The sequence below is a fragment of the Microvirga sp. 3-52 genome (genome assembly GCF_018383585.1).
Classification (GTDB): domain Bacteria; phylum Pseudomonadota; class Alphaproteobacteria; order Rhizobiales; family Beijerinckiaceae; genus Microvirga.
This window is the reverse complement of the sequence record NZ_JAHAMK010000007.1, coordinates 115,552-141,329: the sequence shown is the minus strand read 5'-3', so window position 1 is coordinate 141,329 and position 25,778 is coordinate 115,552. Positions and strand designations below refer to the sequence as shown.

Genomic DNA, 25,778 nt, shown 5'->3' with positions numbered 1-25,778 from the left:
TCGGGAAGGATGGGCGAGAATCAGCGGTTCGATCCTGCAGTTGTGATCGACATTGCACGGCAGCTCTCGAAGAAGCCGTACGTGGCAGCTCCCAACGATCTCCCGGATGTTTTTGCCAATCTGAATCAGGAGCAGTACTCCGCCATCCGGTACACCCAACCGCCGATCTGGAGCACGGAAGCCCGTGGTATTTCCGTGGAGCCGCTCCATCGCGGCTTCGTCTTCAGGGACGCGGTCGACCTTTTCGTCGTGGAGGATGGTTCCATCCGCCGGATCGGCTTCAGCCCCTCTCAGTTCGATTATGGCCGCATCGCGCTGCCGAACAATATACCGGATATCGGTTATTCCGGCTTCAAGCTGATCGCACAGCTCGGAAACGGCAAGCCATTCGATTTCGCCTTCGTTCAGGGCGGCACCTTCTTCCGAGCGATCGCTCGCGGCCAGACTTACGGAGCTATCGCGAGGGCGCTAACCCTGCGGCCCGCTGAAGCGCGTGGCGAGGAATTTCCCGTCTTCCGTGCTTTCTGGCTCGAGCGCCCCGCGGTTGGCAGCAACACCATCACCGTCCATGGCGTGCTCGATTCGGAATCGACCACCGGTGCGGTGCGCATGACGTTCCGCCCTGGCGATATGACCATCGTCGATGTGGAAATGACCCTCTTCCCACGCGTCAACTTGGAGCATGTGGGATTGGGCGGCATTGCGTCGACTTACCTCTATGGACCGAACGATCTCCTGAACTCGGACGATATCAGACCGGCTGTCTACGAATCCTCGGGTCTTCAGATGCTGAACGGCTCGGGCGAATGGCTGTGGCGCCCGCTGCACAATCCCGAAACGCTTCAGATTTCGGCTTTCGTCGACAGTTCTCCGCGTGGATTCGGCCTGCTGCAGCGGGAACGTTCCTATGATGCATTTCAGGACGACGACCAGCGCTTCGAGCGCCGTCCGAGCCTCTGGATCGAGCCGCTCGGCGATTGGGGCCAGGGCAGCGTACAGCTGCTCGAGATCCCGACCGACGCCGAAATCAACGATAACATTCTCACCTACTGGCGTCCGAAGGCGCCGATGGCGGCCGGATCCGAGGTTGCCGTTGCGTACCGGCAGTACTGGGGATGGAACTCGCCCGAGCGTCCGCCGCTCGCAACGGTATCGGCCACACGATCCGGCCGTGGCGGCGGCGGCCGAAGGCGGCGATTCACGGTCGACTTTTCCGGCGATGCGCTAGGTGACAATTTACCGGCGGACCTTAAATCGGTCCTAACCGTTGGCCCTGGGACGTTCCAGAACCTCAAACTTTTGCCATATCCGGAGCGAAAGACGGTACGAGTTGCGTTCGAGCTTGACCCGGGCAACGAAAACGCGTGTGAGATGCGCCTGATCCTTGAAGCAGGCGGGAAACCGATTAGCGAGACATGGCTTTATCGTTGGACACCGTAAGTCCCGACTCAAACCCGAATGTGGCTGCTCTGGAGCGGCCCGCACCGGCTATGCCCCCTGAAAAGCGCCTCGATATGCCGACCCAGTCGCTCCGGCGCTGGTCGGAATCGGAGGAGCGCAAGCCGCTTCTGCAGCATCCCAAGCTGGGGATCTGGCTGTCTCGCCTGTTCGTTTTCGGGGGCGGATTGCTGCTGACGGCCTACGGCACCTACGAGATGTACCAGGTCGTGTCGGTCAGCCGCACGACTGCACTCCAGTGGGTGCTCGTTGCGTTGTTCACAGTGAACTTCTCCTGGATTGCGATCGCGTTCACCAGCGCTCTCTTGGGCTTCTTCGCCCTGCTGAGACGCCCCGGACACCGGGGGCCTGTGCCCTCCTCGCTGCAGCAGCGCACCGCCATCGTCATGCCGGTCTACAACGAGCAGACTGATCGCACCTATGCCGCCTTTGAGGCGATCTATGAATCGGTTCAGGCGACGGGCCTTGGCGACCATTTCGATTATTTCATTCTCTCGGACACGACGCACCCCGACGCCTGGGTGGCCGAAGAGCGTGCATTCCTTGCCTTGAGGGAGCGTCTGGGTCCTGGAGCGCGGTTCTATTATCGCCACCGGCAGAAGAACCATCACCGCAAAGCCGGAAACATCGCCGACTTCGTGTCGCGCTGGGGCGGGCATTACGAGCATATGCTCGTGCTCGATGCCGACAGCCTCATGACCGGCGAATGCATCGTGCGCCTCGCAGCCGCCATGGAAGCCGATCCCGATGCCGGCATCATCCAGTCACTGCCTCTCATCATCAACCGCAACACGCTCTTTGCCCGCCTTCAGCAATATGCCGCCCGCGTCACCGGTCCGGTCATTGCCATGGGCCTCGCGGTCTGGATGGGACGCGACGGGAACTATTGGGGTCACAACGCGATCATTCGCACCAAGGCCTTCGCGGACCATGGCGGCCTGCCTGATCTGAAGGGCAAACCTCCGTTCGGCGGCCATATTCTGAGCCATGACTTCGTCGAGGCGGCGCTGCTGCGCCGTGCCGGCTGGTCCGTCTATATGCTGGCGGATCTGCAAGGATCATACGAGGAGAGCCCGCCCTCCCTCATCGATCTCTCAGCCCGGGATCGGCGCTGGTGCCAGGGCAATCTCCAGCACACGCGAGTCATTGCGGCCAAGGGCCTGAAGCTCCCGACACGGCAGCACTTCGCCACCGGCATCATGTCCTATCTGGCCTCGCCGTTCTGGCTGTTCCAGCTGATCGTCGGTATCGCCCTCGTTCTGCAGACGACTTACATACGGCCCGAGTATTTCGCCCGCGACTTCCGGCTCTACCCGATCTGGCCCCGGTTCGATCCCGAGCGAGCCCTGGCGCTCTTCGCAATGACGATGGGCATCCTGCTGGCGCCGAAGGTCTTCGGGCTTCTGCTCATGCTCATTCGAGGCGAAGACCGACGAGCCTCGGGAGGTGGCATCCGCCTGATCATCTCGTCCACGATCGAGATGATCCTCTCGGCGCTGCTGGCGCCGATCCTGATGCTCATCCAGTCGGGCTCCGTCTTCCAGATCCTCCTCGGACGCGACACGGGCTGGCAGCCGCAGCGCCGCGACGACGGGTCCATTCCTTTCAAGGACATCGTCCGTCGCCATCGGGCTCATACGGTTCTCGGCGCCTTGGCTGGCATCTCGGCCTTCATGATAGCCACGTCCCTGTTCCTGTGGATGTCTCCTACGATCATCGGCCTACTGCTTGCCATTCCTCTCTCATGGCTCAGCGGCCAGCTCGGTGCCGGCCTTGCGCTGAAACGGCTGGGACTTCTGCGGACCCCCGAGGAGTATCGGCCACCGGCGATTGCCACACGCGCCAACGAGTTGCAGGCCCGCAACGTTACGTTCGGGTTCGACGATGCCGACAGTCTCCGGGCCATCTATGCGGATGCGAACCTGAGGGAGCGCCATATCGAGATGCTTCCGTCCGCCCAGCCTCGCAAACGCGGCGTCATCGAGACGGAACGGGCTCTGGCGGAAGCCAAACTCGTCGATGCCGAGACCATCGAGGATGCGATCAGCTGGCTGCACAACAAGGAACGCATGGTCGTTCTCCACGACCGGGCGCTCATCGACATGCTCGTCCATCTGAAAGCCAAGCCCCCTGAGGCTCAGGCGGCTGAATAATTCTCTCGAACCTGGAACCTCGGGGTCTGGCCGAGACCAGGAAGTAAGAGTTTACAGCCTTGCAGACCATACATCCTGTCGTCATGGCCGGTCTCGTGCCGGCCATCCCGATCCGGTGAGGCGCCGTGCCTTTCCGATCGAGATCACCGGGACGAGCCCGGTGATGACGAGACGGATGAATTCCCGGCTAGACTTTCAGGTCGCGGTTTTCACATGAGCCGCGACGGTCCGCTCGCTGTCCCCTGCCACCTCGCTCAACACCCAGTCCCGGAAGGCTTCGATCTTGGCGGATCGTCTACGGGCCTTCGGATAGACCAGCCAATAGCTCCGATCCGTTGTGGCCAGCAGATCGAAGGGCTTTACGAGACGTCCGGACGCCAAGTCGTCAGGGAAGAAGAAGGGGTTGATGAGCGCCACTCCCTGGCCGGCGATGGCAGCCATGCCTTCGAACTGCTGCACCCCGAGCGAATTGTCCGGACGCCGGGAGAGATCGACATTTTTCACCCCCGCCGCAGCGAACCAATCCTGCCACCAGGGATCGCTCGGTGAGATGAGCGGAAGTTTGAGAATGTCGATAGGTTCCTGCACTTCCACCCCTCGGAGGAGTTCCGGGCTGCAAACGGGGATGAACTGGTTGGGAAACAGAACATGCGTCTCAAGACCCGGCCAGTCGCCCGTGCCGCTCCGGATACCCATGTCGAACTCACTTTGTGTAAACTCCACGATTTCCGTCGCGACGGCGATCTGAACGGCAACGTTCGGATGAAGCTGCCGGAAGCGCCCCAAACGCGGCACAAGCCAGTTGGATGCGAAGGTCGAAAGGGTGGTAATCGACAGAACCGTCTGGACCATCTCCTCGACGCCTTCGAACGCATTCCGCAAAGCCTCGAAAGCTTCCGTCACAGCCGGGGCAAGTTGGCGCCCCTTCGCTGTAAGCCTCACTTGGCGAGGCAAGCGGATGAACAGCGGTGCCCCGACTCGGTCCTCGAGGATCTTGATCTGGTAACTCACTGCGGCCTGCGTCATGCCGAGTTCCTCGGCTGCGCGGGTAAAGCTCTGATGGCGAGCTGCCGCCTCGAAGACTCTGACGGCACTCATTGGGGGCAGTTTTGACGGCAGCTTAGACATAGGGATCCATAAGGCTGCCTTATGCCAGCCCATTGGCATTTGCTTTGTCAAGCTCCCTCGGCAGGCGCATCTTCAATCTCATCAGCGAGGGCCTCGAGGCCCAGGCAAACAACCACGGTAGGCTGTCATGAGATACGAAGATGCCCGCCGCCTTCGCGGCGTCGAGAGCGCTTGGCTGCAGGTGAAGCTCTGGTTCCGGCCTGTTTTCCGGAGAAAAGCGCCGATCATCTCCGACTTGAGCCATCTTTCAGATCACGAGAGGCGCGACATCGGCCTTCCCGAACCGATCCGCTATATGGATTGGCGCCTCCTGAAAGACGAGAAGTAGCCCGGCGTTCAGGACGTCAGGCGGCTCGGCTTGAGCTCTCCGCTCTGTTCGAGGAGCGAATGCCCGGTCGAGGCGATATGGGCCTCGATACGCTTGAGATCCCGCACGATGTCGAGCTGAAGCGTGCTCGTATCGCCCGCCGCCCTGCCGGATCGAAGCTGATCCAGATGCTTCTGGGCGACCGCGCGTTCGAGATCGCGGAACCGCTCCTTCTCGGACACGAGCCTGCGGGCGGAACCGAGATCCTGGAACATGAGCACGGAGGCGGCAAGCTGCAGATGCTCCAGGAGTTTCGCATGCATGCTGGTGATGTCTTCCAGGCTGTCCTTCGGCAGGCGCAGGTGGTTCTTGATGCGCTTGGCGGCCAATTCCATCAGGTTTTTGTCGATGATGTCGCCCACATGCTCCAGGTTGATGGCAAAGGCGAGGATGTCGGACAGACGTTTCGCCTCCCCTTCGCTCAGGGATTCATGGTTGATCGAGCTCAGATAGCGACGGATCGCGCTGAAAAGCCGGTCCAACACATCGTCGGTGCGGCTCACCTGGTCGACCCGGCTGATATCGTCCTCTCGGAACAGGTCCTGAGAGCTCCGCAGCATGGATTCAACCGTGTCGACCATGCGCAGGACCTCACGGGCGGCGTTGGAGAGGGCAACGGAGGGCGTATCGAGGGCATCCTTATCGAGATATTGCGGTGCGCCTGGATCGGAGCTGCGCAGCTTTTCCGGAAAGAATTTGAGCAGGAACTGCGCGATCCAGGGCAGCGGCAGGATGAAGATCGCGGCGACCATGACGTTGAACAGCGTGTGGAAATTTGCCGCCAAGCGTTCCGGATGCGGGTCGAAGATCGACATTGCCGAGAGGATCGGGTCAATCAGCGGCAATGCCACGAGGCAACCGATAACCCGCATGGCGAAATTACCGAAGGGAACACGCAGTTTGACGGGATCGCCACTGGTGCCCTCCAGCAAGGGATTGAGCGAGCTACCGAGATTGGCTCCCAGCACCATTACGAGCGCCGAGTGGGCATCGATCACGCCGGCGCCTGCGAGGGACATGATGAACAGCAACGCGGCAACGCTGGAATGGGCAAGCCATGCAAAGATTGCCGACAGAAGCACCATGATTAGCGGATCGGGCGCAATGACGGCCAGGAGGTCCTTGATAACCTTCGAGGATTCGATGGGCCTGATCGTTTCGCTCAGAAGATGAAGCGACAGCAACATCAGTCCGAGGCCGATGGTCACTCGCCCAAGATCCTTGATCCGGCTTGTTCTTCCTCGCCGGTAGGCAACGAAGCCGCCGAAGATCAGTGCCGGGAAGATCAGAGACACGTCGAACGAGAGCACCTGCACGATAAGCGTCGTGCCTACATTCGCCCCGAGCATCACGGCCAGGGCGGGAACGATGTCGACCGCCCCTCCGGCCGTGAAGGATGCCACCATCAATGCCGTCGCCGTACTGCTTTGCAGGACCGTTGTCACACCGACGCCGGCGAGAAAGGCTTGCAGACGCGTCCTCAGCGCGACCCCGAGAATCCAGCGCAGATCGCTCCCGAAAGCGCGTTGAACCCCGCTATTGACCATGTTGATGCCCCATAGAAGCAGGGCAATCTCACCGAAAAGGTGGATCAAGACGGAGGTAGCAGACATTCAGTCCTCTGGATTCGAGAAGTGCGGCACAATCCTCTTGCTTACTCACCAATCGGTGCGATCGCAATAAGGTTGCCGGCTAATAATGACCATGTAGCGGAATAATCTTCAGAAAATCACCTTGGACGGTCCGTTTCGAAGACGCGGCGGCGGGAAAGCTCCGTCCTGCTGCCACGGGTGCTTTGGCACCCGGCCAGACAGAAAAGCTCGGCCATTAAGGTTTGGGCATAAATGCAAAAGCTGCAAAGGCTTAGGTGATATCAATTTGGCTACTCCTAACGCATGCCGGCATCTCCTTAAGGTCGTCTGCTCTTTTCTCCATATAGTCGCTACGCATGGAGGGACCTACAAAGCTAAGTTCCAAGGCGGTTCGGGCGTTGATTGACGGTATCTCACTGATTGGTATGCGAGGGCGCGAGATGGGTTTGGACGATCCATTTCCAATCGAGAAATGCTCCGGACGTGTTCGAGGAGCTATTCTGGCGGAATTTCAGGGTCGGTGCCCCACCATCCGTGAAGTTGCCAGCATTTCAGATGCCCAGTGGCTGACCGTCCCCAATATAGGCCCGACGACATTGGAGGAGTTGCGCAGCATGACGCATCCTGTGGCCAACGGAGAATCCCGCCCGAATCCGACAGGGATGCCGGACGGAGAGTTGCTCTCACGGCTTAACCGGCTGCAACGGGAGCTCAGCATCATCGTCGGAGAGATCCGGACGCGTTTGAGCGCCGGGATCTCTAAGAAAAACGAACAGCGGTAAGCTTAAAATCCTGTACGTCTGAAGGAGGTTGATCGACGCCATGCCGGGTGCAGCACTTTACGCGATAACACTGGCGCGTCGGATCCCAAGATAAACCAATTGGTGGGTGAGTTCCGATACTCGACTGTTTTATAGCGAGCTATTTGGCGCGGAAAGCCGGCTCCGCATGATGCGCCGGCCTTCAAAGCTGATCCAGGGCCACATTCAGGAATCTAGATCCTGAAGGAGAGCACGGCTCGGGTTCCCACATGGTCTTGATCGAACTCGACGGCCGATTGTAGATTGGACGCCATGGCTTTCACGATCTTCGTGCCAAGACCGCTTCCCTGCACCACCCCGGTGCCTTTCCACCCGATCCCGTCATCCTCGACAACGAGAGCCGCATGCCCGTCTGCGGAAGACAGGGCAACACGGATGTCACCCGTCTTGCCGGCCGGATAAGCATATTTGAACGCGTTCGTGACAAGTTCCGTTACAATAACCCCGACGGAGACCGCCTTGTCGGTCGGAATCGAAATCGGCTCAGCTAACAGGGTGATCGTGTGCTCGCGCCCGGCCGCACGCATGGCGCCTTCGAGTTCCTCAACAAGACCTTGCAGGTAGGTATCCATCTCGACGAATCGAACGTCGTTCGAGGTGTAGAGACGCCGGTGGATCTGCGAGATGGCCGTGATGCGGCTCTGAGTTTCCCTTAAGGTGTCTTTTGCGACGGTATCGCTGCCGAGTGCCCGTTGCTGCATGGCGACGAGAGAGGCAACCAGTTGCAAACTGTTTGCAACGCGATGGTTCACCTCGCGGAGCAGCATCTCTGCCCGCTCCCGCGCCTCGCGCATCTCCCTTTCGGCAGCCTCCTTCTCCTGGCGGAGTCTTTCACCAGCGAGCGCCTGCTCGGCAGCCGTCCGGAGGAGATCGAGGAAAACCCCGCCCACGTCCTTGATGACGTAGTCGGCCGCCCCCGCCTTCAGGGCAGCAACCGCGATCCTCCCCTCATCGGCCCCGGTCACATAGACGACCGGGGGCGGATTGGCGAGGGTTCGGATCTCGTTGAGAACCTCGAGGCCTTCCTTGCCGGGCATAAAGTGATCGAGCGCGATCACGTCGAAGTGCTCGGCAGCAAGTTGGTTAAGCCCCTCATCGCCACTCAGGGCATGACTGACCTGAAAGCCATGGCGTGACAGGGTGCGCTCGACGAGGCGGCCGAGGCCGTGATCGTCGTCGATATACAGAAGCCGGATCGGTGCTGCCTCCGAGACGCCTTCGCTCATAGGGCTTCGGGTACCTGAATGACTGAAAGGAAAAGGCCAAGCTGGCGGATCGCCTGAGAGAATGACTCGTATTCCACTGGCTTGGTGATGTAGACATTGGCGCCGAGGTCGTAGCAGCGCTGCACTTCGCGCTGATCATCCGTGGTGGTGAGCACCACCACCGGAGCACGTTTCAGCTTCTCGTCGCCCTTCAGTTTGGCGAGAATGTCGACCCCGTTCATGTCGGGCAGGTTGAGGTCGAGCAAGACCAGGAAGGGACCGGCATTGCGCACCTCATCGCTGAACAGGTGCTCCAGGGCAGCCGTCCCATTGGGAAAGGTACGAAGTTCGTTGCAGACGCCCGCCCGGCGGATGTTCTTCTCGATCAGGCGGGCATGTCCCTCATCGTCCTCGACCATGATGATGGTGACGGGCTGTTGGTGAGGCATCAGGCGGCTTCCGAATTCATGCTGATATAGCTTGGCAGGACGACGGTGAAGGTCGAGCCCTCGCCCAGCCGGGACGATACGGAGATCGTACCGCCGAGCCTTCGCACGAGTGCGCGTACATGCGCAAGCCCGATTCCCTCTCCCTGCTGATCCTGGGCTCCCGAGCGCCGGAACAGATCGAAGATCCTCTCGAAGTCCTTCGGATCGATGCCCCTCCCGTTATCCTCGACCTCATAGACAACATTGGCCCCGAGAGCCCGCCCCCGAACCTCAATGCGGCCAGGGCGGGAGGGGTGGAGGTATTTGACCGCGTTGTCGACGAGGTTTCCGAAGATCTGCTCCACGGCAAGGCGATCGCTGGTCAGATCGGGAACGGCCTCGATCAGCAGTTCCGCGCCCCGCTCCTGCAGCTGATGTGCGACGCTGCCGCGCTGGGACTCGAGCAGTTGGACCATATCGATGGGTTCGGGTGCCAGAACGCGCCTTCCCTCGCGGGATAATTTCAGGATCGCCCCGATCAACTTGTCCATCTTCATCGTCGAGGACCGGATAAACCCGATGGCCTCGGGCAGATCCGATTCGATCGCCGCCCGCGTTTCGGGCGAGATCAAGGTGGAATCGGCCTGCTGAACATTGCGGTAGAACCGCTCGATCTCCGCCTGCGCCCCTTCGAGCTCACTCGTGAAGCCCATGACGTTGACGAGCGGCGCCCTCAGGTCATGGCTCACAATATAAGCGAAGCGCTGAATCTCCTCGTTCGCGACATCGAGTTCGGTTATCCGCTCCGCCAGGATCGACGCCAGCCGGCGGGTTTCCTCCTCTGTGCGCATGGCACGCTCGCGGCTCTCCCGGAGCGCGTCCTGTGCCTGCCTGAGATCATGGATATCGGTGCAGGTACCGAACCAGCGTTTGATCCGCCCCTCCTCGTCACGAACGGGCTGCGCCCGTCCGAGCACCCAACGGTACTCACCGGAACGATGCCGCAGCCGGTAATCGATATGGTACGGCTCGCCCGTTGCGAGGCAATCGCGCCAGACGCTCCAGGCGCGTTCCTGATCTTCCGGATGGAACATGCCGTTCCAGGCCTCGCCGTCGGTCGAGCCTTCCGGCACGCCCGTATACTCATACCAGCGCTGGTTGTAGTAATCGTGGTAGCCGTCCGGCTGCGTCGCCCAGATGAGCTGGTCGATTGAATTGGCAATGGCACGGAATCTCTCTTCGCTTTCGCGCAGGGCTTCCTCGGTGCGCCTCTGTTCGGTGACGTCATGGCCCTGAACGAAGATACCGGATACCTGTCCGTCCGGGTCGAAGATCGGCTGATAGACGAAATCGAGAAAGCGCTCCTCCTGAACATCTTCAGGGCTCTGCTTCAGTAGAATGCGGATGCTGCGGCCTACGAAAGGTTGGCCACTGTGACGAACCCGATCGAGAAGATCGATGAAGCCCTGCCCCACCACCTCCGGCAACGCCTCCCGGACCGGCCTCCCGACGACGTTCTCACGACCGATCAGCTGAAGATAGGCGGTATTGGCCATGGTGAAAACGTGATCCGGACCGCTGAGGGCCGCCATGAAGCCGGGCGCCTGCTGGAACAATCCCCGCAGGTGCTGCCGCTCCTCGCTCAGAGCTTGGTTGGCTTCCTGCACGGCCTGCGCCCGGCGGAACATGTCCGTCTCGATCAAGGCGGATCGACCGGACGGCAGGAGCGTGCTCTTCGCCAGATTTCGCAGCCGATGAAGTTCCGTCACATCGACCGTGTGCTGGAGAATGAAGGTTATCTCACCGTTGTGGTTGAAGAGCGGCGTATGGGTCGCGCTCCAGTAGCGCTCCTCGAACCCCTGGCCGTTCGGCAGCGGAATGGCATACTCGATCAGGGACAGGTGATCGGCGACCTGCTCGCGGATGACCTTCTCAAGGGAGCCTCGCAGCTGGCGGTGGCTCGATGAATCCGGATCGCTCGGAAACGCTTCGAACATATTGCGTCCGAGCAGGTCCTCCCGCTTGCGCATGGTGACCTGGAGATAGGCGTCGTTCATCCCCACAATGGTGAGCGAGAGGTCCAGCAGCACGTAAGGGTTGGGAGACGCGCTGAACAGCGCTTCGAAATTGATCGTCTTCAATCGCCGTGCTGGGCAGCCGCCAGCCCCCTCGTTGATGCCTGACAGAGCTTGTCCGTATTTAGGCGGCACTCCGCCAAGTACCATAGGGTACGACAATCACCCTGTACCTGTGACCGATACGACACTCCCAATCCGTCGCGACCATTCCTAGAGCATGGCTTGAGGCCCGCTCACGACTCATACTCGATCTTGACCCGCCCAGCCGCCTGCCGTGCCCGCTCGCGCGCCTCGTCCACCGTACCCCCGGACGCCAGGGCGACGCCCATGCGGCGGTGCTTGCGGGTGGTGGGCTTGCCGAAGATGCGCACCTCCACGTCCGCGTCCGCTGAGCCCAAGGCGAGGGCATCGCTCAGCCCTTCGACGGTAAACCGCTCGGCCTCCCGGTCGGCCAGGATTACGGCCGAGGCCGTAGGGCCGTGCAGTCGGACCGGTGGGATCGGCAGTCCCAGAACGGCACGGGCGTGCAGGTCGAACTGGGACTGGTTCTGGGAAAGAAGTGTCACGAGGCCAGTGTCGTGAGGGCGGGGCGAGAGTTCGGAGAAGATGACTTCGTCCCGGGTCACGAAGAACTCGACCCCGAAGATCCCGTAGCCGCCGAGATTGTCGACGACCTTCCGGGCCATCTCCTTGGCGTCGCCGAGCAGCTTCTCGGTCATGGGGGTGGGCTGCCAGGATTCCTGGTAATCCCCCCGTTCCTGCCGGTGCCCGATGGGTTCGCAGAACGAGACGCCCTCACGGGAGCGGATCGTCAGCAGGGTGATCTCGTACTCGAAGGCGATGAATCCCTCGACGATCACTCTCTTGCGGTCGCCGCGCATGTTCGCCACGGCATCGTTCCAGGCCTGCTCCAATTGGTCGGCCGATCTCACCGTGGTCTGTCCCTTGCCGGAAGAGGACATGACCGGCTTGATCACGCAGGGCAGACCCGTGTGCTCGGCACCTTCCCTCACTGCCTCGAGGCTTTCCGCATAGCGGTATTTGGACGTGCGCAGGCCAAGTTCGGTAGCGGCCAGCTCCCGAATCCGATCGCGGTTCATGGTCAGCGACGCGGCCCGGGCGGAGGGAATGACCGTAAATCCCTTATCCTCGAACTCCTGCAGCACCTCCGTGCGGATCGCCTCGATCTCCGGGACGATGAAATCGGGCCGATGCTTCTCGATGGCACGTCGGAGAGCATCAGCATCGAGCATGGAAAACACCTCGGACTCGTCCGCCACCTGCATGGCGGGAGCGTTCGCGTAGCTGTCACAGGCCACCACATGGCAGCCGTATCGCTTGGTCGAGATCACGAACTCCTTGCCGAGTTCGCCCGATCCGAGGAGGAGAATCTTGGCTGTGAACACGGGAATGCCTTTCATTCATGGCTTGGGCTGAGGCGCCCGGGGAAGGACGAGCAAGACCCGATCCGCCAGTCGCGCGGAGGAGCCAGCGCTTTGGATCATCAATGGCCGACAGGAGCCGCGAGGTCGAGTCCCGGTTCGTTCAGTCCGCTGACAGATTTACCCGATTCACATAGGATAACGTCAGCCCGGATCCCTCCTTGCAGATCCGTCCGAAACCCGCTGCTCTCGGCATTTTCATGGCATGCCATGGATCATGTTTCCCTTACGTAGCGTTCAACAGCAGCGACAGGGTATTGGCCTCGCTTGCGCTGTATGCAGCCCTGCCGTCTCAATCGCGCACTACGCAATCACAAGTTCAATGGGTTAAGGGGTCTGCGCAGGAGAAGCCCTATGCTAGCCAAGAAGAAATCATCCGAGAGCCGAAACCGGCGCGTGACCCGGGTCGAACCTCCGGTCCTGGAGGAAGCGGTTGTCGCGGCCCAAGGGCTGACCGATGACATCGAAAGCCAGATCGAGATCGCCGCTCAGCTCATGGGGCTGCCGGAGGATGAGGTCCGCCCCGTGGTGCTGAAATCGGTGCCCCAGCCCCGCCGTTCCGAGCGCCTGCCCGAGCGTATGATCATGTCCGAGCGGAGCGAAGGCCCAAGGGTCGTCGTCGTCGAGCGCAAGCGCCCTCGCCTCGTCATGCAGCGATAAGTCCTCTATCCTGTCGTCCCGTCCGGACGCGCCACACGACGGCTGGTCCTTGTGCACCCCATTGCCGCCGCTTCGCGGGATTGTCCGAATATGGCCAAAGGTATTCTTCTAGCTTTCGTCGCCTTTGCCGTGTTCGCCTGGGGCGATGCCGTAGTGAAGGCGATCGGACATGGCCTCGACCCCTTCGAAGTGACCTTCTTCGGATACCTGATCCCCTTTCTCCTCTCGCCCGTCTTCATGAAACCCGGTGACAGGCTCCTCGACCTGGTGCGCTGGAATCGGCCCTGGCTCATGGGACTTCGGGTCTTCCTGATCGCCGCCACGACACCGCTCAGCGTCATGGCCTTCCGGAGCCTGCCTTTTGCGGAGGCCTTCGCCCTTCTGTTCCTCATGCCCAGCCTCGTCACGGTGCTCTCGATCTTCGTGCTCAAGGAGAATGTCAGATGGCGCCGTGGCCTTGCCGTCTGTGCGGCCTTCATCGGTGTGCTGATCATCGTGCGTCCGGGCTTCAGGGAATTTCTGCCGGGCCATCTGGCGGCGCTCGCCACCGCCTTGTGCGCTGCCGGCGGCGTGATTACGGGCAGGATGATCGGTCATGCGGAGAAGCGCTTCACCCTGATCGGAACCGTCTTCCTGGCAACCACGCTTCTGGCCGGAATTCTGATGATTCCGGGCTTTGCCTGGCCGACAGCTCATCAATGGGCGCTGCTGCTCGCCTTCGCCGCAACTGCTTTCGTTGCGCAAGCCCTGTTCATCATCGCGACCATGTACGCTCCGGCCGACCGGCTCGGGGCTGCTCAGTACAGCCAGATCCTCTGGGCTCTGGCCATCGGGGCGCTTTTCTTCGACGAATGGCCCGATGCCCTGGCGCTCGTCGGCATCTTCATCGTCGTTGCAGCCGGCCTGTTCATCTTCGCGCGGGAGCAGACGCTCAAGCGCGGGAAGTCTCAGGGTGCTGCACCAGCCGAGCCAGCCGAGCCCGTCGAACCCGACGCTGTCTCCAGTCCCGCAACCCGTTGAAACCTCTCCGGGTGCGACTTCTGCGCCAGCGTTCGTTCCCACAGCTGCGAGCCGCCCTATCTCCGCCCTCTGCAGGGCTCTGATTGCCCGATGTCCGGGCCAGGCCAAAGTTCGCAGGATGTTCCCTTGGCAGGCGCATATATCAATCGGATCGGCACGGCCGTGCCGCATCATGACGTCCATCAGACCTTCATCGGCTTCGTCGACCAGTTTCTGCCCGAGCGGAAGGACAAGCTGATCTTCAGACGGATGGTTCAGCGGTCAGGAATCGAACACCGCTATTCCACCCTGCCCCCGAGCGAGAACCTTGAGGCAGCGGCTGACCAGGAAGGCTTCTTCCGACCTCGACAGTTTGCCGGCACCGCTGCCCGCATGAAGCGCTTTGAGACCCATGCTGTCGATCTCGCTCAGCAGGCGGTCGAGGCTCTCGACTTGAATGAGGACCTCGCGTCCATCACCCACATGGTGGTTGCTTCCTGCACCGGATTCACAGCCCCCGGGGTCGATCAGCAGCTCATGGAGCGGTTAGGGCTCAATCCGTCCATCGAGCGCACCATGGTCGGGTTCATGGGCTGCGCTGCCGCCGTCAATGCCCTCAAGGTGGCCCATCACATCGTCCGGTCCGAGCCGAGCGCCAAGGTTCTGGTGGTCAATCTGGAGTTATGCACGCTCCATCTTCAGGAAACCTCCGATCTCGAGGTGATCCTCGGGGCTTTGCTCTTCGGCGACGGATGCGCGGCAAGTCTCGTTTCTGCGGAACCGAAAGGCATCGCGCTCAGGGATTTCCGCGTCGCAACGATTCCGGACACCCGCGATCTCATCACCTGGCGAATCGGCGATGCGGGGTTCGAGATGAGCCTGTCCGGAGATGTTCCCCAGCAGATCACGAAGGCCCTTCGCCACGAGGGTACCCGCAACGATGATGGCGGTATCCTGCGCGGACAGATCAAGGACGATTTCGACCTCTGGGCAGTCCATGCCGGTGGCAGAACGATCCTCGATGCCGTTGAACAGGGCCTCGACCTCGGGCCTGAGGCGCTGCGCTGGTCGAGAGGTGTGTTGCGGGACTTCGGCAACATGTCGTCCGCCACGCTGATGTTCGTTCTCGGTCGGATCATGCAGGATGCTCCTGCGAGTTCGAACGGCTTCGGGATGGCCTTCGGTCCGGGACTGGTGGCCGAGACCTTCCGTTTCACTCTTGCCGGATAAGGCCTCCATGGGTCATCGATTTGCCGAGCGCAGCCCGGAAACCGAATGGATGGACACCGAGGCCGTCAGTCTCGACGACTATCGCTCCTGTCTGAAGGATCTAGCCACGGTCAATGTCGTGACCATGACCCACGGCCCGATCCTGAAATGGCTCGATCGCGCCATGCGCCACCTGAGCCCACGTGATCGGGTGACGATCCTCGATGTCGGTTATGGATACGGCGACCTGCTGCGACTGATCCATGCCTGGAGCCGCCGTCGGAACCGCCCCGTCAACCTGATCGGCGTCGACCTCAACCCCATGAGTGAGCCGATCGCCCGCGCGGCAACACCTCCTGGCGTTTCCATAGATTTCCGGACCGGCAACGTGTTCGATTTTCGACCGGAGCGGCCTGTCGACTTCATCATCTGCTCGCAGACGACGCATCACATGTCGAACGACGAGCTTGCTGCGTTCATCCGCTGGATGGAGCAGGTCGCCACGCGCGGCTGGTTCATCGCCGATCTCCACCGCCACCCCATCCCGTTCCATTTCTTCCGCGTTCTGTCCTGGGCCGCCGGCTGGCATCGGTTCGTGCGGCATGACGGCCCGATCTCGATCGCTCGAAGCTTCCGCCGAAAGGATTGGGAGGACATCCTGGCTTCAGCCGGTCTTGAGCCCGGAACGGCTGAAATCCGCTGGTACCCGTCCTTCCGTCTCTGCGTGAGCCGATCCAAATGATCGAGGAACGCAAGGAAGAGATCGTAATCATCGGCGGTGGCCTCGCCGGCGCATCCGCAGCCTGCATCCTCGCAAGCGCCGGACGCCCTGCACTTCTGATCGAACGCGATGCGAAGCCCCGGCACAAGGTCTGCGGCGAATTCCTGAGCATCGAGGCTCAGACTTTTCTGACTCACCTCGGCATCGACCTCGACGCTCTCGGAGCAAGCCGCATCTCGGACCTGCGCCTCGTCCGGAGGGGAAACATGACGGAAGTCCGCCTGCCCTTTGTCGCCAGAGGATTGTCCCGCATGATTCTGGACGAGGCCCTGCTGCAGCAGGCCCGTTCTCAGGGGGCCCGGATCGTCAGAGGCCAAGCCGTAAGGCGCATCTCTGCGGATCCATCACATGGCCGCATCGATGTTGCGGCAGGCGATCCAATCTCAGCGGATACCGTCTTCCTGGCGACGGGCAAGCATGACGTCAGAGGGATGAAGCGGGCATCCGCCGGCGCCATGGGCGACGTGATCGGCTTCAAAATGCATTATGATCTGGCGAAGGAGCAGCGGCAAGCGCTCAAGGGTGCCGTAGAAGTCGTTCTCTTTTCAGGCGGTTATGCCGGGCTCCAGATGGTCGAGCACGATGTCGCCAATCTGTGCCTCGTCGTGTCCCGGCAGGGCTTTGAGCAGGTCGGCAAAAGCTGGGGCGCCCTTCTCGATCGCATCACGGGCGAGTGCCCGCATCTGGCCGAGCGGCTGCAAGGTGCGCTCCCGGGTTTCGAACGCGCGCTGTCCATCTTCCAGATCCCCTACGGGTTTCTCCATGCGCAAGATCCCAACGAGCCGCAAGGTTTATTCCGATTGGGCGATCAGGTCGGCGTCATACCATCGTTTACCGGCGAGGGCATGTCGATTGCTCTGCACAGCGGATGCCTCGCAGCCTCGACATTTCTTGCTCACGGCAGGGCGAGCTCGATCTTCCACCACCGGATTCGTTCCGATACTCGCCGCTCGATCCGGCTGGCATCCATCCTGAACCATGCCGTGCGACACGCGGCAGGCCAGCGAGCGGTCTTTCATGTCTGCCGTATCTGGCCCGCTGCGATGCGGCACGCGACGACCCTGACGCGTGTGCAGGAGGCCTCCATCGAGAGAGCGCTGTTCGCACCATGATCATCCCTAAGGAGGCTCAGTCATCCGCCGCCGTCGCAGAGCATTACGATGAGCTCGATCCGTTCTATCGGGAGATCTGGGGCGAGCACGTCCATCACGGGCTCTGGTGGACAGGCCGGGAAACTCCGGACGAAGCTGTCGAGGTTCTTATCGCCCATTTGGCCGCCACATTGGCGCTGAGGCCCGGACAGCATGTTTGCGACATCGGCTGCGGCTACGGAGCGACAGCCGAATGGCTTGCCGAGCATCACGGTGTCCATGTCATGGGCGTCACCCTCTCATCCGCACAACTCCGGCAGGCGGAACGGCGAGCGGACGGATCGCCCCTTCTCCAGTTCATACGGCAGGATTGGCTTACGAACACGTTCGAAGATGGCGTCTTCGACCATGTGTTCGCCATCGAGAGTTCCGAGCATATGCCGGACAAGCAGCGGTTCTTCGACGAGGCGTATCGAACCCTGCGACAGGGCGGACGGCTTGCAATCTATGCCTGGCTCGCCCACGACAACGCCCGTCCGTGGGAAGAACGACTTCTGCTGGAGCCAATCTGTCGTGAAGGCCGCCTGCCTGGAATGGGAACCGAGGCTGAGTACCGCGCATGGGCGGAAAAGGCCGGCTTCGTCGTGGACGGATTTGAGGATCTCAGCCGGAAGGTGAGACGCACCTGGACCCTCTGCGGCCAACGGGTTGCGAAGAAGCTCCTGACCCGTTCGCACTATAGGCGCTATTTACTCGATGCGCACTCCAGGAACCGTGTCTTCGCCCTGAGCCTTCTGCGCATCTGGCTGGCCTATGCGACAGGATCGATGCGCTATGGGTTTCTGACAGCCCACAGGCCATCAAGTCTTGCCTGATATCAGGATTTCCGCCCCGCCTCGGCAAGTTGTTCCGCTGTGTCTGCGGCGCCCATGGCGCCGGCAAGCGCTTCGGCGGTGAGGCCGCCCACATCGCGTGCCTGGAGATCCGCCCCTCGTGCGAGAAGGGCATCGACGATTTCGGTGCGGTTGAACATGGCGGCTATCATGAGCGGGGTCTTTCCGCCCTCGCTGCGGCCGTTGGCATCCGCGCCTCCGTCCAGCAGGCATTGGACCGTTGCCATATCGCCTTTGAAGGCCGCGCCCGCCAAGGGCGTCTGCCCGCGATCGTTGGCGAGCTCCGGATCCGCGCCATGCGCCAGGAGAACCCGTACGGCGTCCACCTGCCCGTGATAGCTCGCCAGCATCAGAAGCGAGTCGCCTTTCTCGTTGCGCAGGTTCGGCGGCAGCCCCATGCGCAGCAATTCCTCGAGTTCCTGCGCCTGCCCCGCCCTGGCATGCTGAAAGACCCGTTGGGCAAAGGCGATGGTTTCCTCGTCCGGTTCGGGCTTGGGCGGTTCGTTTTGCATCCTGCGCTCCAAACTGGTTGTGAGACGGTCCATGCTTCAGATAGCGGTCAATTTCGCCACGAGAAGATCGAGAGCGGCTGGAGCATCGACGCCCATGGCGACTTGAACCTGTGTCCCATTCTCATCGATCGTCAACGCTCCCGCCTCCTCGGCAGAACCGGTGCTGACGCTCAAGCGCAAATCCTCCAGACGGAAGAGTTCCGGCGCCAGGGCGAGCAGCATCACGCAAGGGTCGTGGAGCGGGCGGCTTTCCCGATGCGTCGTGGTCTCGAAATACGACTCGATGAGATCGGCGACCATGGCGGCAAGAGGCCTCCCGGACGCTGCGAGCGCCTGTGCGAAATCCCGCGTAGCGCGCACCCGCCGGGTCACGTCCAGCGGCACAAGCGCGAGCGGCAGTCCCGATGCCACGACGACAGCTGCCGCTTCCGGATCCGCCCAGAGGTTGAATTCGGAGCGCAGGCCGACATTGCCCGTCTCGTGAATCACACCTCCCATGGCAACGATCCGGCCGATGCGAGTGGCGGCATCCGGCTTTTCGAGAATGAGGCGGGCGATGTTCGTCAGCGGTCCAAGAGCCAGCACATCAATTGTGCCGGCCGGTTCGCTGAGCAGAAGTTCCGTCAGCCATGCGACGGCGGGCTGGATTTCCGGCTGCTTGGTGGGATCGGGCAGATCGACACCGCCGATCCCGTCTTTCCCATGCAGGTTCAGCGGCTCGGGTCCTGGCCGGGACAGAGGCGTAGCCGCACCTGCGAATACCGGAATATCCTCGCGACCGGCGAAAGCCAGCAGCCGGCCTGCATTTCGTGTCGTCGTTTCAATGCCGATGTTCCCGGCCACCGTCGTCATGCCTGCAATGGAGAATTCAGGCGAGGCAAGGGCAAGCAGGATGCCGATGGCATCGTCGATGCCCGGGTCCGTATCGATGACGATCAGCCGGGGTTTTGAATGGGGCATGATGGGGCTAGAAACCTTGATGTGAGTCCGTGCAGCCGCTTATCCGACGCCGGACGGAATTTGACCATAGTCACAGGTGCTCCGTGATCCATTCAACCTCGCTTCCCGACGACCTCCTGGTGAATGCGGAGGATGAGGTGCGCATCCGCCAGGATCTCGTCCTGGTTGCCCTGGGTCGGCGGCCTGCCGATATGCTGTTGCGGGTCGGCCGCCTGCTCGATGTTCACACGCGCACCTGGGCGGAGGACCAGGAGATCGCCATCCGCGGCCGGCGTGTCGCCTGGACCGGACCGGCGGCACCTTCCCGGGGACGGCCGAAGCGCGGGCGGATCGCGGGGATCTCGCCGCTGTCCCTGGATTTGGCGAGGTGCACAAGCATATCGAGAGCTCGCACATCACGCCCAAATACGAGGCGGCGCTCGTTCTGCCACGTGGCAATACATGGACCTGCGAGGCAAGCCATGAGTTCTCGAATGTGAATGGCACCCACAATCTCGAATTCTGGCTCACGGCGCGACGGCACGGCTCGCCGATGAAGATCTTCCCGCTCCCGGGATCGGCCGTTCCTCCCACCGCATACGAATGGGGCGGCGGGTATTACGGCTACGACGAGCAGGCGGGTTTTCTGAAGGAGAGCCTCATGGTCGCCGGTCTCGACGAGGTCATGGACTGGCCCGCCGTGTGGAACCCGGAGAACCCATCGCACAAGCGGCTCTGGGGCATGATCCAGGCAACGTTCGAGCAGAGGGGCGTCGTGGAAGGCCACGGCGCGGGCCTGCGCGATCTCGATTCCATCAATGCCTTCGCGGCCGCAGGCCTCGCCTCCGATCACAAAGGCTGGACGGCCGAGGAGGTGTGGGAAAAGCTGCGCCACGGCATCTTCATCGAGATCAGGCCGCATTCGATGCCGGAGATCATCTCGGGGCTCCTCCAGCGGGGGCTCTCCGACTGGTCACAGGTGGCTTTCGCCACCGATGACCGGGGTGCCTCCGATACCCTGCGCATGGGTGCCACGGACCACAACGTCCGCTTGGCCGTCCAGTCGGGGCTCTCGCCCGAGGTCGCCATCCAGTGCGTCACGATCAACCCGGCCCGCCACATGCGGTTGACGCCATGGGTCGGCAGCATCGCGCCCGGCCGCTTCGCGGATGTCGTGCTGCTCGACGACGTGGAGAAGCTCTCGATCGCTGAGGTTTGGGCTGACGGAAGGCCTGTGTCCAAGGGAAAGGACTATGTCGGTCCTCTGCCATCCATCGACTGGCCCGATTGGGCCTCGAAGACGGTGAACATACGCCGTCGGGTCGAACCGAAGGATTTTGCCATCGCGGCCGAGCTCGGACGCGCTACGATGCACGCGGCTCTGCTGCGCCCGTTCCACTGGCACGACGACTTCATCACCATGGATCTCCCCGTCGCCAACGGTGAGGTGCAGCGGGACCCAGGGCGGAGTGTCACGAAATTCGCCATCGTCGACCGCTTTTCAGGCGAGGCAAAGACCTCCCGCATGTTCTGGCTCGGCTGCGGCCCGAAAACGCCCGACACGGCGGTCGGCTGCACGGTCGCCCACGACAAGCACAATCTCTGGATCGTTGGATCGTCCGACGAGGCCATGGCGATGGTGGCCAACCGCGTCGCGGAAACCGGCGGCGGCTGGGTTCTGGTCAGCGGCGGCAAGGTTCTGGCCGAGGTGCGATACGAGATCGGCGGGCTGATGACCCAACGCCCGGCGGAAGAGCTCGATGCCGAGATGCAGCGGCTTTATGCGGCGGCGGAGAAGATCGAATGGCTCTATGAGCCGACTTTCTCGCCGCGCTGGTATCCGGGTTTTCCGGAGCGGCTCCAGTTCGCGACCCTCACCTGTGCGCCCTGGCGCTGGGTTTTGGTCGCGCCGTGCGAGGCCGCTCCGCAGGGCTTCATCAATGTGGCGACGGGGCAAACCCACCCAATCGTCTGGTAAGGATCAGCCGGCTGCGTCGATGAGGGCCATCTCGGCCTTGAAGGCCGCGGCGATCTGGCCGGCATCGCGCAGGATCTTCCTGCGCTCCAGGCTCTCGACATTGCGGCCCCGCATGATCCAGCGCCCGCCGATCATCACGTCTCGCACATCGACTGGCATGGCAGAAAACACGAGAGTGGCATAGACGTCATAGACCGGCTGCATGCGTGGCGCAGACAGGTCGATGCGGATAAGATCCGCCTGCTTGCCGGGCTCCAGCGAGCCGGTGCGGCTGTCGAGCCCGAGCACCTGCGCCCCTTCCAGCGTCGCCATGCGGATCACTTGAGCGGCCGGCATGGGCTTTCGGCTCTGACCGAGCAGCTTCTGGAACATGGAGACGGGGCCGAACTGGCTGAACAGGTCGAGAGTGTTGCCGCTCATCGGCCCGTCGGTGGCGATGCCGACCTTGATGCCTGCCGCGCGCATGGACTCGACAGGCGCAATGCCACGTCCCGCCTTGGCGTTCGAACGGGCATTGTGGGCCACGCGCACATCAGCCTTCGCCATGCGCTCGATCTCGAAGGGATCGATGTGCAGGCAATGGGCGGCAATCAGTCCGAGCTGCAGAAGCCCCGCCTTCTCGACCACTGCGACCGGCCGCAGGCCGTGGTTCTTGCGGCACCATTCCATTTCGCTGTCCATCTCGGCGAGATGGAGCTGCACCGGAACACCAGGATGAGCCTCCGCCCAGCGTGCAACACGGGCCATCACATCGATGCCCGTCGAGTACGGGGCATGGGGGGCGATGGAGGGAACGATCCTGTCGTGGCCGGAGAACTCGGCGATTAGATCCTCGACAAGAGAGAAGCCCTCGTCGATTGTCTTGTGATCCGGAGGATCGAAGGTCGCGAGGGTCTGGCCGACCACCCCGCGCAAACCTGCTTGGTCCAGGGCCCGCCCGACTTCCGTCTCGTAGTAATACATGTCGGCGATCGTGGTGACGCCCGCCTCGATGGATTCGAGCGCGCCAAGGAGCGTACCGACCCGCACCATCTCGGGCGTCACGAACTTGCGTTCCATGGGCAGCACATAGCGAAACAGCCGGTCGTCCACATCCTCGCCGAGGCCGCGGAACAGTGTCATCGCCAGATGGGCGTGCGGATTGACCATGCCGGGCATGATCACATCGCCGTCGACGTCTATAATCTCGGCCCCTTCGACCCGCGGCGGATCGCCGGACCCGAGCGCCTGGATCGTGCTGCCGTCGATATGGACCCACCCGCGCTCAATGACGCTCATGGTCTCATCGATGGGGAGCAGGCAGGCGTTCCCGATGAGAATCGCCATCACCTGCCTCCGTCGGCGGCAAGGATGGTGCATTGCTCGGGAACAGGCACAAGCTTGACCTGGGTGCCGGCCTCGAGCGGCGTGGTGAGACTGCCGTTGGCGACGAGGTGGCCCGCAGCCGTTTCGCATTGATACTGGTAGGCACGTCCGAGATAGGTCCTCAGGCCCAGTTGGGCCGGAAGCCCTTCTGCGGCTGGCTCGGCCGACACCATCAGACCATCCGGACGCGTGGCGAGCAGGAAAGCGTCGGGAATGGCACCGAAGTCGTTTTGAGACAGTTGCAGCCGCATTCCCGTTGCTTCCGCCGTCACAGCATCGCCGCCGCGCGCGACCACCTTGAACGGGATGATGTTCTCGAAGCCCACGAAACGGGCCACGAAGGTGTTGGCCGGCCGCCGGTAGAGCACCTCCGGCCGGTCGAACTGCATGAGGCGCCCGGCATTCATGATGGCGACGCGGTCGGAGATCGAGAAGGCCTCCTCCTGATCGTGCGTGACATAGACCGAGGTGGTGCCGTTCACCCGCTGAAGCTGGCGGATCTCGACGCGCATGTCGACCCGGAGCTTGGCATCGAGGTTGGAGAGCGGCTCGTCGAACATCAGGAGCGGCGGCTCGATGACGAGTGCCCGCGCCAGCGCCACCCGCTGCTTCTGACCTCCCGAGAGCGCGCCAGGAGCTCGGTCAGCCAGTGTTGCGAGACCTACGCGCTCCAGCATGGCCATGGACCGCTTGCGACGCTCCCCCGGCGCCACCCCTCGCTGTTTGAGGCCGAACGCCACGTTGTCGAGGACAGACAGGTGCGGGAACAGAGCGTAGTTCTGGAAGACGAGACCGATGTCGCGTCTGTGCGTCGGCAACCGTGTCAGATCGCGTCCGCCGAGTTCGATCGATCCGCTGGTGGGTGAGAGGAAGCCGGCGATGAGGCGCAAGGTGGTGGTTTTGCCGCAGCCGCTGGCGCCGAGAAGGGACACGAGTTCACCGGCCCGAACCGAGAGGGAAAGGTGTTCGAGAACCTTGGTCGTCCCGTAATGGGCGGAGACGGCGTTGATATCGAGGGGCTGTGTCACGGAAAACTACTTCGCAAGAAAGGTGAGGCCGAGAGTTCGCTCCACGATGGCCATCACGGCCACGGTGAGGAACATCAGGAGGACGGAGACGGAAGCGACCGTCGGGTCGAAGAACTGCTCCACATGCGCCAGGATCTGGATCGGCAGGGTGCTGATCCCTGGTCCCGTCAGGAAGAGCGACACCGAGACGTCGTTGAGCGAGGTGATGAAGGCGAGAATGAACGCCGCGATCACTCCTGCCCTCACATTTGGCAGAACGATGGTGAAGAAGGTTTTCACGGGCGCGCTCCCAAGGCTGATCGCCGCCTCCTCGATGGCGAAGTCGAAGGAGGCAAGGCTTGCGCTGATCACTCGCACCACATAGGGCAGGACGATCAGCGTATGGCCGATCAGGAGGGCTGCGAAGATCGGAACGCCTGCCCCGACCGTCAGCGACTTCAGAAGCGCGAAACCAAACACGATTTCAGGCACGAGGATCGGCAGCACGAACAGCGTCCCGAGCCATTTCGGCAGCTCGACCCGGAAACGATTCAGCGCATAAGCCGCCGGAATGCCGATCAGGAGGGCGATCATCGTACCCAGAAAAGCGATCTGAAGGCTCGTCACGATGGTGCGCCGGAAGGCGCTGATCGCGAAGATGTTCTCGAACCAGCGCAGGGAAAGCCCCTGCGGCGGAAAGGTCAGGTAGGTCGTATCGCTCAGCGCCGCTCCGACCACGATGACCAGCGGCACCATCAGGAACAGATAGACGAGCGCCGCGACAGCAATGAGGATGGGATGAGGTCTGTCGGACATCACGTGGCCATGGGGTTGATGCGGCGGGCGATATGACTCATCGCGAGAACGATGGAGATGGTGATGGCCGTCATGATGGTCGCGATGGTCGAGGCGCCGACCCAGTCGAAGGACACCATGGCGCGCTGCTGCAGGAGCGTCGCGAGCACGGTCTGGCGCTCGCCGCCGAGAAGCTGGGGCGTCGCGTAGGCCGTGAAGCTGCCCGTGAAGACCAGCACCGCGCCGACGATCAGCCCCGGCACAGCCAGGGGAAGCAGTACCTGCCGGAACGTCGCCATGGGCGAGGCCCCGAGCGACGAGGAGGCCTGCAGCACATCCTTGGGGATGTTCTCCAGCACGCCGACCAGGGACAGAACCATGAGTGGCACGAAGAGATAGACCATGCCGACGATGACGGCGCCTTGCGTATAGAGCATCTCGAGCGGCTCGTTGACGATCCCGAGCGCGAGCAGAGTTTGGTTCAGGATGCCGTTACGGCCCAGAATGATCAGCCAGGCAAAGGCGCGGACCACGACGCCGGTCAGAAGCGGAAACACCGCCGCCACGATGAGCAGGCTCTTCAGCTTGGCTGGCGCGCGCGACACGACATAGGCGGTCATGAAGCCGAAGATCAGGGAGATGATCGTCGTGAATGCCGAAATCTGCAGGGTCCGGAACAGGACCGTCGTGCGGAAGCCGCTGTTGAAATAGGAGATGTAGGGGGCGAAAGCCCCACGGGGATCCATGAAGGTTCCCGCAATCACCGCGCCAATCGGCACGATCAGGAAACAGAGCACGGCGAGGGTGGCGGGCGCCGACAGCGCCCACCCGGTTGCGCCGTCCCGGCACCAGAAGCGTCTTGATGTCATGATGGCAG

At 62.1% G+C, this 25,778-nt stretch carries 22 protein-coding genes and 1 pseudogene; 11 read left to right on the top strand and 12 right to left on the bottom strand.

The window, feature by feature from the left end; all coding sequences use genetic code 11:
* Window positions 1-9 precede the first annotated feature (9 nt).
* The gene (locus KHP60_RS08510) at window positions 10-1,440 is read left to right on the top strand and encodes a glucan biosynthesis protein (protein WP_213563468.1); all 1,431 of its coding nucleotides are present in this window, start codon (window positions 10-12) and stop codon (window positions 1,438-1,440) included.
* Entirely contained in the window at window positions 1,416-3,611 is a 2,196-nt protein-coding gene (gene mdoH / locus KHP60_RS08505; protein WP_213563467.1) for a glucans biosynthesis glucosyltransferase MdoH, read from the top strand. The genes KHP60_RS08510 and mdoH overlap by 25 nt, the downstream gene beginning before the upstream one ends.
* 195 nt (window positions 3,612-3,806) lie before the next feature.
* On the opposite strand, the gene gcvA is transcribed toward mdoH, so the two are convergent.
* Entirely contained in the window at window positions 3,807-4,739 is a 933-nt protein-coding gene (gcvA, locus tag KHP60_RS08500) for a transcriptional regulator GcvA (RefSeq protein ID WP_213563466.1), read from the bottom strand.
* A gap of 127 nt (window positions 4,740-4,866) precedes the next feature.
* On the opposite strand from gcvA, the gene KHP60_RS08495 reads away from it, so the two are divergent.
* Complete coding sequence (locus tag KHP60_RS08495) at window positions 4,867-5,067, top strand: hypothetical protein (protein ID WP_213563465.1); 201 nt, start codon at window positions 4,867-4,869, stop codon at window positions 5,065-5,067.
* Between the two features lie 8 nt (window positions 5,068-5,075).
* On the opposite strand, the gene KHP60_RS08490 is transcribed toward KHP60_RS08495, so the two are convergent.
* Window positions 5,076-6,719 carry a Na/Pi cotransporter family protein gene (locus KHP60_RS08490; RefSeq protein WP_213563464.1) on the bottom strand — a complete coding sequence of 548 codons (1,644 nt, stop codon included), beginning with the start codon at window positions 6,717-6,719 and terminating at the stop codon, window positions 5,076-5,078.
* A gap of 419 nt (window positions 6,720-7,138) precedes the next feature.
* On the opposite strand from KHP60_RS08490, the gene KHP60_RS08485 reads away from it, so the two are divergent.
* Window positions 7,139-7,480, top strand: a complete 342-nt coding sequence (locus KHP60_RS08485) for a hypothetical protein (protein ID WP_213563463.1) — start codon at window positions 7,139-7,141, stop codon at window positions 7,478-7,480.
* A 212-nt stretch (window positions 7,481-7,692) separates the two neighbouring features.
* Here KHP60_RS08485 and KHP60_RS08480 read toward each other — a convergent pair whose 3' ends face one another.
* The 4 genes from KHP60_RS08480 to purT all read right to left on the bottom strand — a co-directional run bounded on the left by KHP60_RS08480 (window position 7,693) and on the right by purT (window position 12,636).
* Window positions 7,693-8,745 (bottom strand): histidine kinase dimerization/phosphoacceptor domain -containing protein, encoded by a 1,053-nt coding sequence (locus KHP60_RS08480; RefSeq protein WP_213563462.1) that lies wholly within the window; start codon window positions 8,743-8,745, stop codon window positions 7,693-7,695.
* Window positions 8,742-9,173, bottom strand: a complete 432-nt coding sequence (locus KHP60_RS08475; RefSeq protein ID WP_213563461.1) for a response regulator — start codon at window positions 9,171-9,173, stop codon at window positions 8,742-8,744. The genes KHP60_RS08480 and KHP60_RS08475 overlap by 4 nt, the downstream gene beginning before the upstream one ends.
* Window positions 9,173-11,293 (bottom strand): PAS domain-containing protein, encoded by a 2,121-nt coding sequence (locus KHP60_RS08470; protein WP_213563460.1) that lies wholly within the window; start codon window positions 11,291-11,293, stop codon window positions 9,173-9,175. The genes KHP60_RS08475 and KHP60_RS08470 overlap by 1 nt, the downstream gene beginning before the upstream one ends.
* A gap of 170 nt (window positions 11,294-11,463) precedes the next feature.
* Window positions 11,464-12,636 (bottom strand): formate-dependent phosphoribosylglycinamide formyltransferase, encoded by a 1,173-nt coding sequence (gene purT, locus KHP60_RS08465; protein ID WP_311924708.1) that lies wholly within the window; start codon window positions 12,634-12,636, stop codon window positions 11,464-11,466.
* 390 nt (window positions 12,637-13,026) lie between these two features.
* Between purT and KHP60_RS08460 the strand changes: the two genes are divergently transcribed.
* The 6 genes from KHP60_RS08460 to KHP60_RS08435 all read left to right on the top strand — a co-directional run bounded on the left by KHP60_RS08460 (window position 13,027) and on the right by KHP60_RS08435 (window position 18,287).
* Window positions 13,027-13,332 carry a hypothetical protein gene (locus tag KHP60_RS08460; protein WP_213563458.1) on the top strand — a complete coding sequence of 102 codons (306 nt, stop codon included), beginning with the start codon at window positions 13,027-13,029 and terminating at the stop codon, window positions 13,330-13,332.
* A 90-nt stretch (window positions 13,333-13,422) separates the two neighbouring features.
* Window positions 13,423-14,352 (top strand): DMT family transporter, encoded by a 930-nt coding sequence (locus tag KHP60_RS08455; RefSeq protein ID WP_213563457.1) that lies wholly within the window; start codon window positions 13,423-13,425, stop codon window positions 14,350-14,352.
* Between the two features lie 126 nt (window positions 14,353-14,478).
* A complete protein-coding gene (locus KHP60_RS08450; protein ID WP_249688620.1) occupies window positions 14,479-15,561 on the top strand; it encodes a type III polyketide synthase in 1,083 nt (360 codons plus the stop codon).
* A gap of 7 nt (window positions 15,562-15,568) precedes the next feature.
* Window positions 15,569-16,282, top strand: coding sequence for a methyltransferase domain-containing protein (locus tag KHP60_RS08445; RefSeq protein ID WP_213563455.1), 714 nt, complete (start codon window positions 15,569-15,571; stop codon window positions 16,280-16,282).
* Window positions 16,279-17,433: an NAD(P)/FAD-dependent oxidoreductase gene (locus KHP60_RS08440; protein WP_213563454.1), complete on the top strand. Its 1,155-nt coding sequence runs from the start codon at window positions 16,279-16,281 to the stop codon at window positions 17,431-17,433. The genes KHP60_RS08445 and KHP60_RS08440 overlap by 4 nt, the downstream gene beginning before the upstream one ends.
* Window positions 17,430-18,287 carry a cyclopropane-fatty-acyl-phospholipid synthase family protein gene (locus KHP60_RS08435; protein WP_213563453.1) on the top strand — a complete coding sequence of 286 codons (858 nt, stop codon included), beginning with the start codon at window positions 17,430-17,432 and terminating at the stop codon, window positions 18,285-18,287. Before KHP60_RS08440 ends, KHP60_RS08435 begins: the two co-directional genes overlap by 4 nt.
* 2 nt (window positions 18,288-18,289) lie before the next feature.
* Here KHP60_RS08435 and KHP60_RS08430 read toward each other — a convergent pair whose 3' ends face one another.
* Window positions 18,290-18,817, bottom strand: coding sequence for an ankyrin repeat domain-containing protein (locus tag KHP60_RS08430; protein ID WP_213563452.1), 528 nt, complete (start codon window positions 18,815-18,817; stop codon window positions 18,290-18,292).
* A gap of 36 nt (window positions 18,818-18,853) precedes the next feature.
* Window positions 18,854-19,777, bottom strand: coding sequence for a nucleoside hydrolase (locus tag KHP60_RS08425; protein WP_213563451.1), 924 nt, complete (start codon window positions 19,775-19,777; stop codon window positions 18,854-18,856).
* Between the two features lie 83 nt (window positions 19,778-19,860).
* Between KHP60_RS08425 and KHP60_RS08420 the strand changes: the two are divergent.
* Window positions 19,861-21,734, top strand: a pseudogene (locus KHP60_RS08420) (adenine deaminase).
* Window positions 21,735-21,737: 3 nt separating this feature from the next.
* Here the strand turns inward: KHP60_RS08420 and KHP60_RS08415 are convergent.
* Genes KHP60_RS08415 through KHP60_RS08400 form a run of 4 tightly spaced genes read right to left on the bottom strand, consistent with a single transcriptional unit; the run spans window position 21,738 to window position 25,770 of the window.
* A complete protein-coding gene (locus tag KHP60_RS08415; protein ID WP_249688619.1) occupies window positions 21,738-23,060 on the bottom strand; it encodes an amidohydrolase family protein in 1,323 nt (440 codons plus the stop codon).
* On the bottom strand, window positions 23,060-24,127 hold the full coding sequence (locus KHP60_RS08410) for an ABC transporter ATP-binding protein (protein WP_213563449.1): 1,068 nt from the start codon (window positions 24,125-24,127) through the stop codon (window positions 23,060-23,062). Before KHP60_RS08410 ends, KHP60_RS08415 begins: the two co-directional genes overlap by 1 nt.
* Window positions 24,128-24,133: 6 nt before the next feature.
* Window positions 24,134-24,925: an ABC transporter permease gene (locus KHP60_RS08405; protein WP_213563448.1), complete on the bottom strand. Its 792-nt coding sequence runs from the start codon at window positions 24,923-24,925 to the stop codon at window positions 24,134-24,136.
* On the bottom strand, window positions 24,922-25,770 hold the full coding sequence (locus KHP60_RS08400; RefSeq protein ID WP_213563447.1) for an ABC transporter permease: 849 nt from the start codon (window positions 25,768-25,770) through the stop codon (window positions 24,922-24,924). The genes KHP60_RS08405 and KHP60_RS08400 overlap by 4 nt, the downstream gene beginning before the upstream one ends.
* Window positions 25,771-25,778 lie beyond the last annotated feature (8 nt).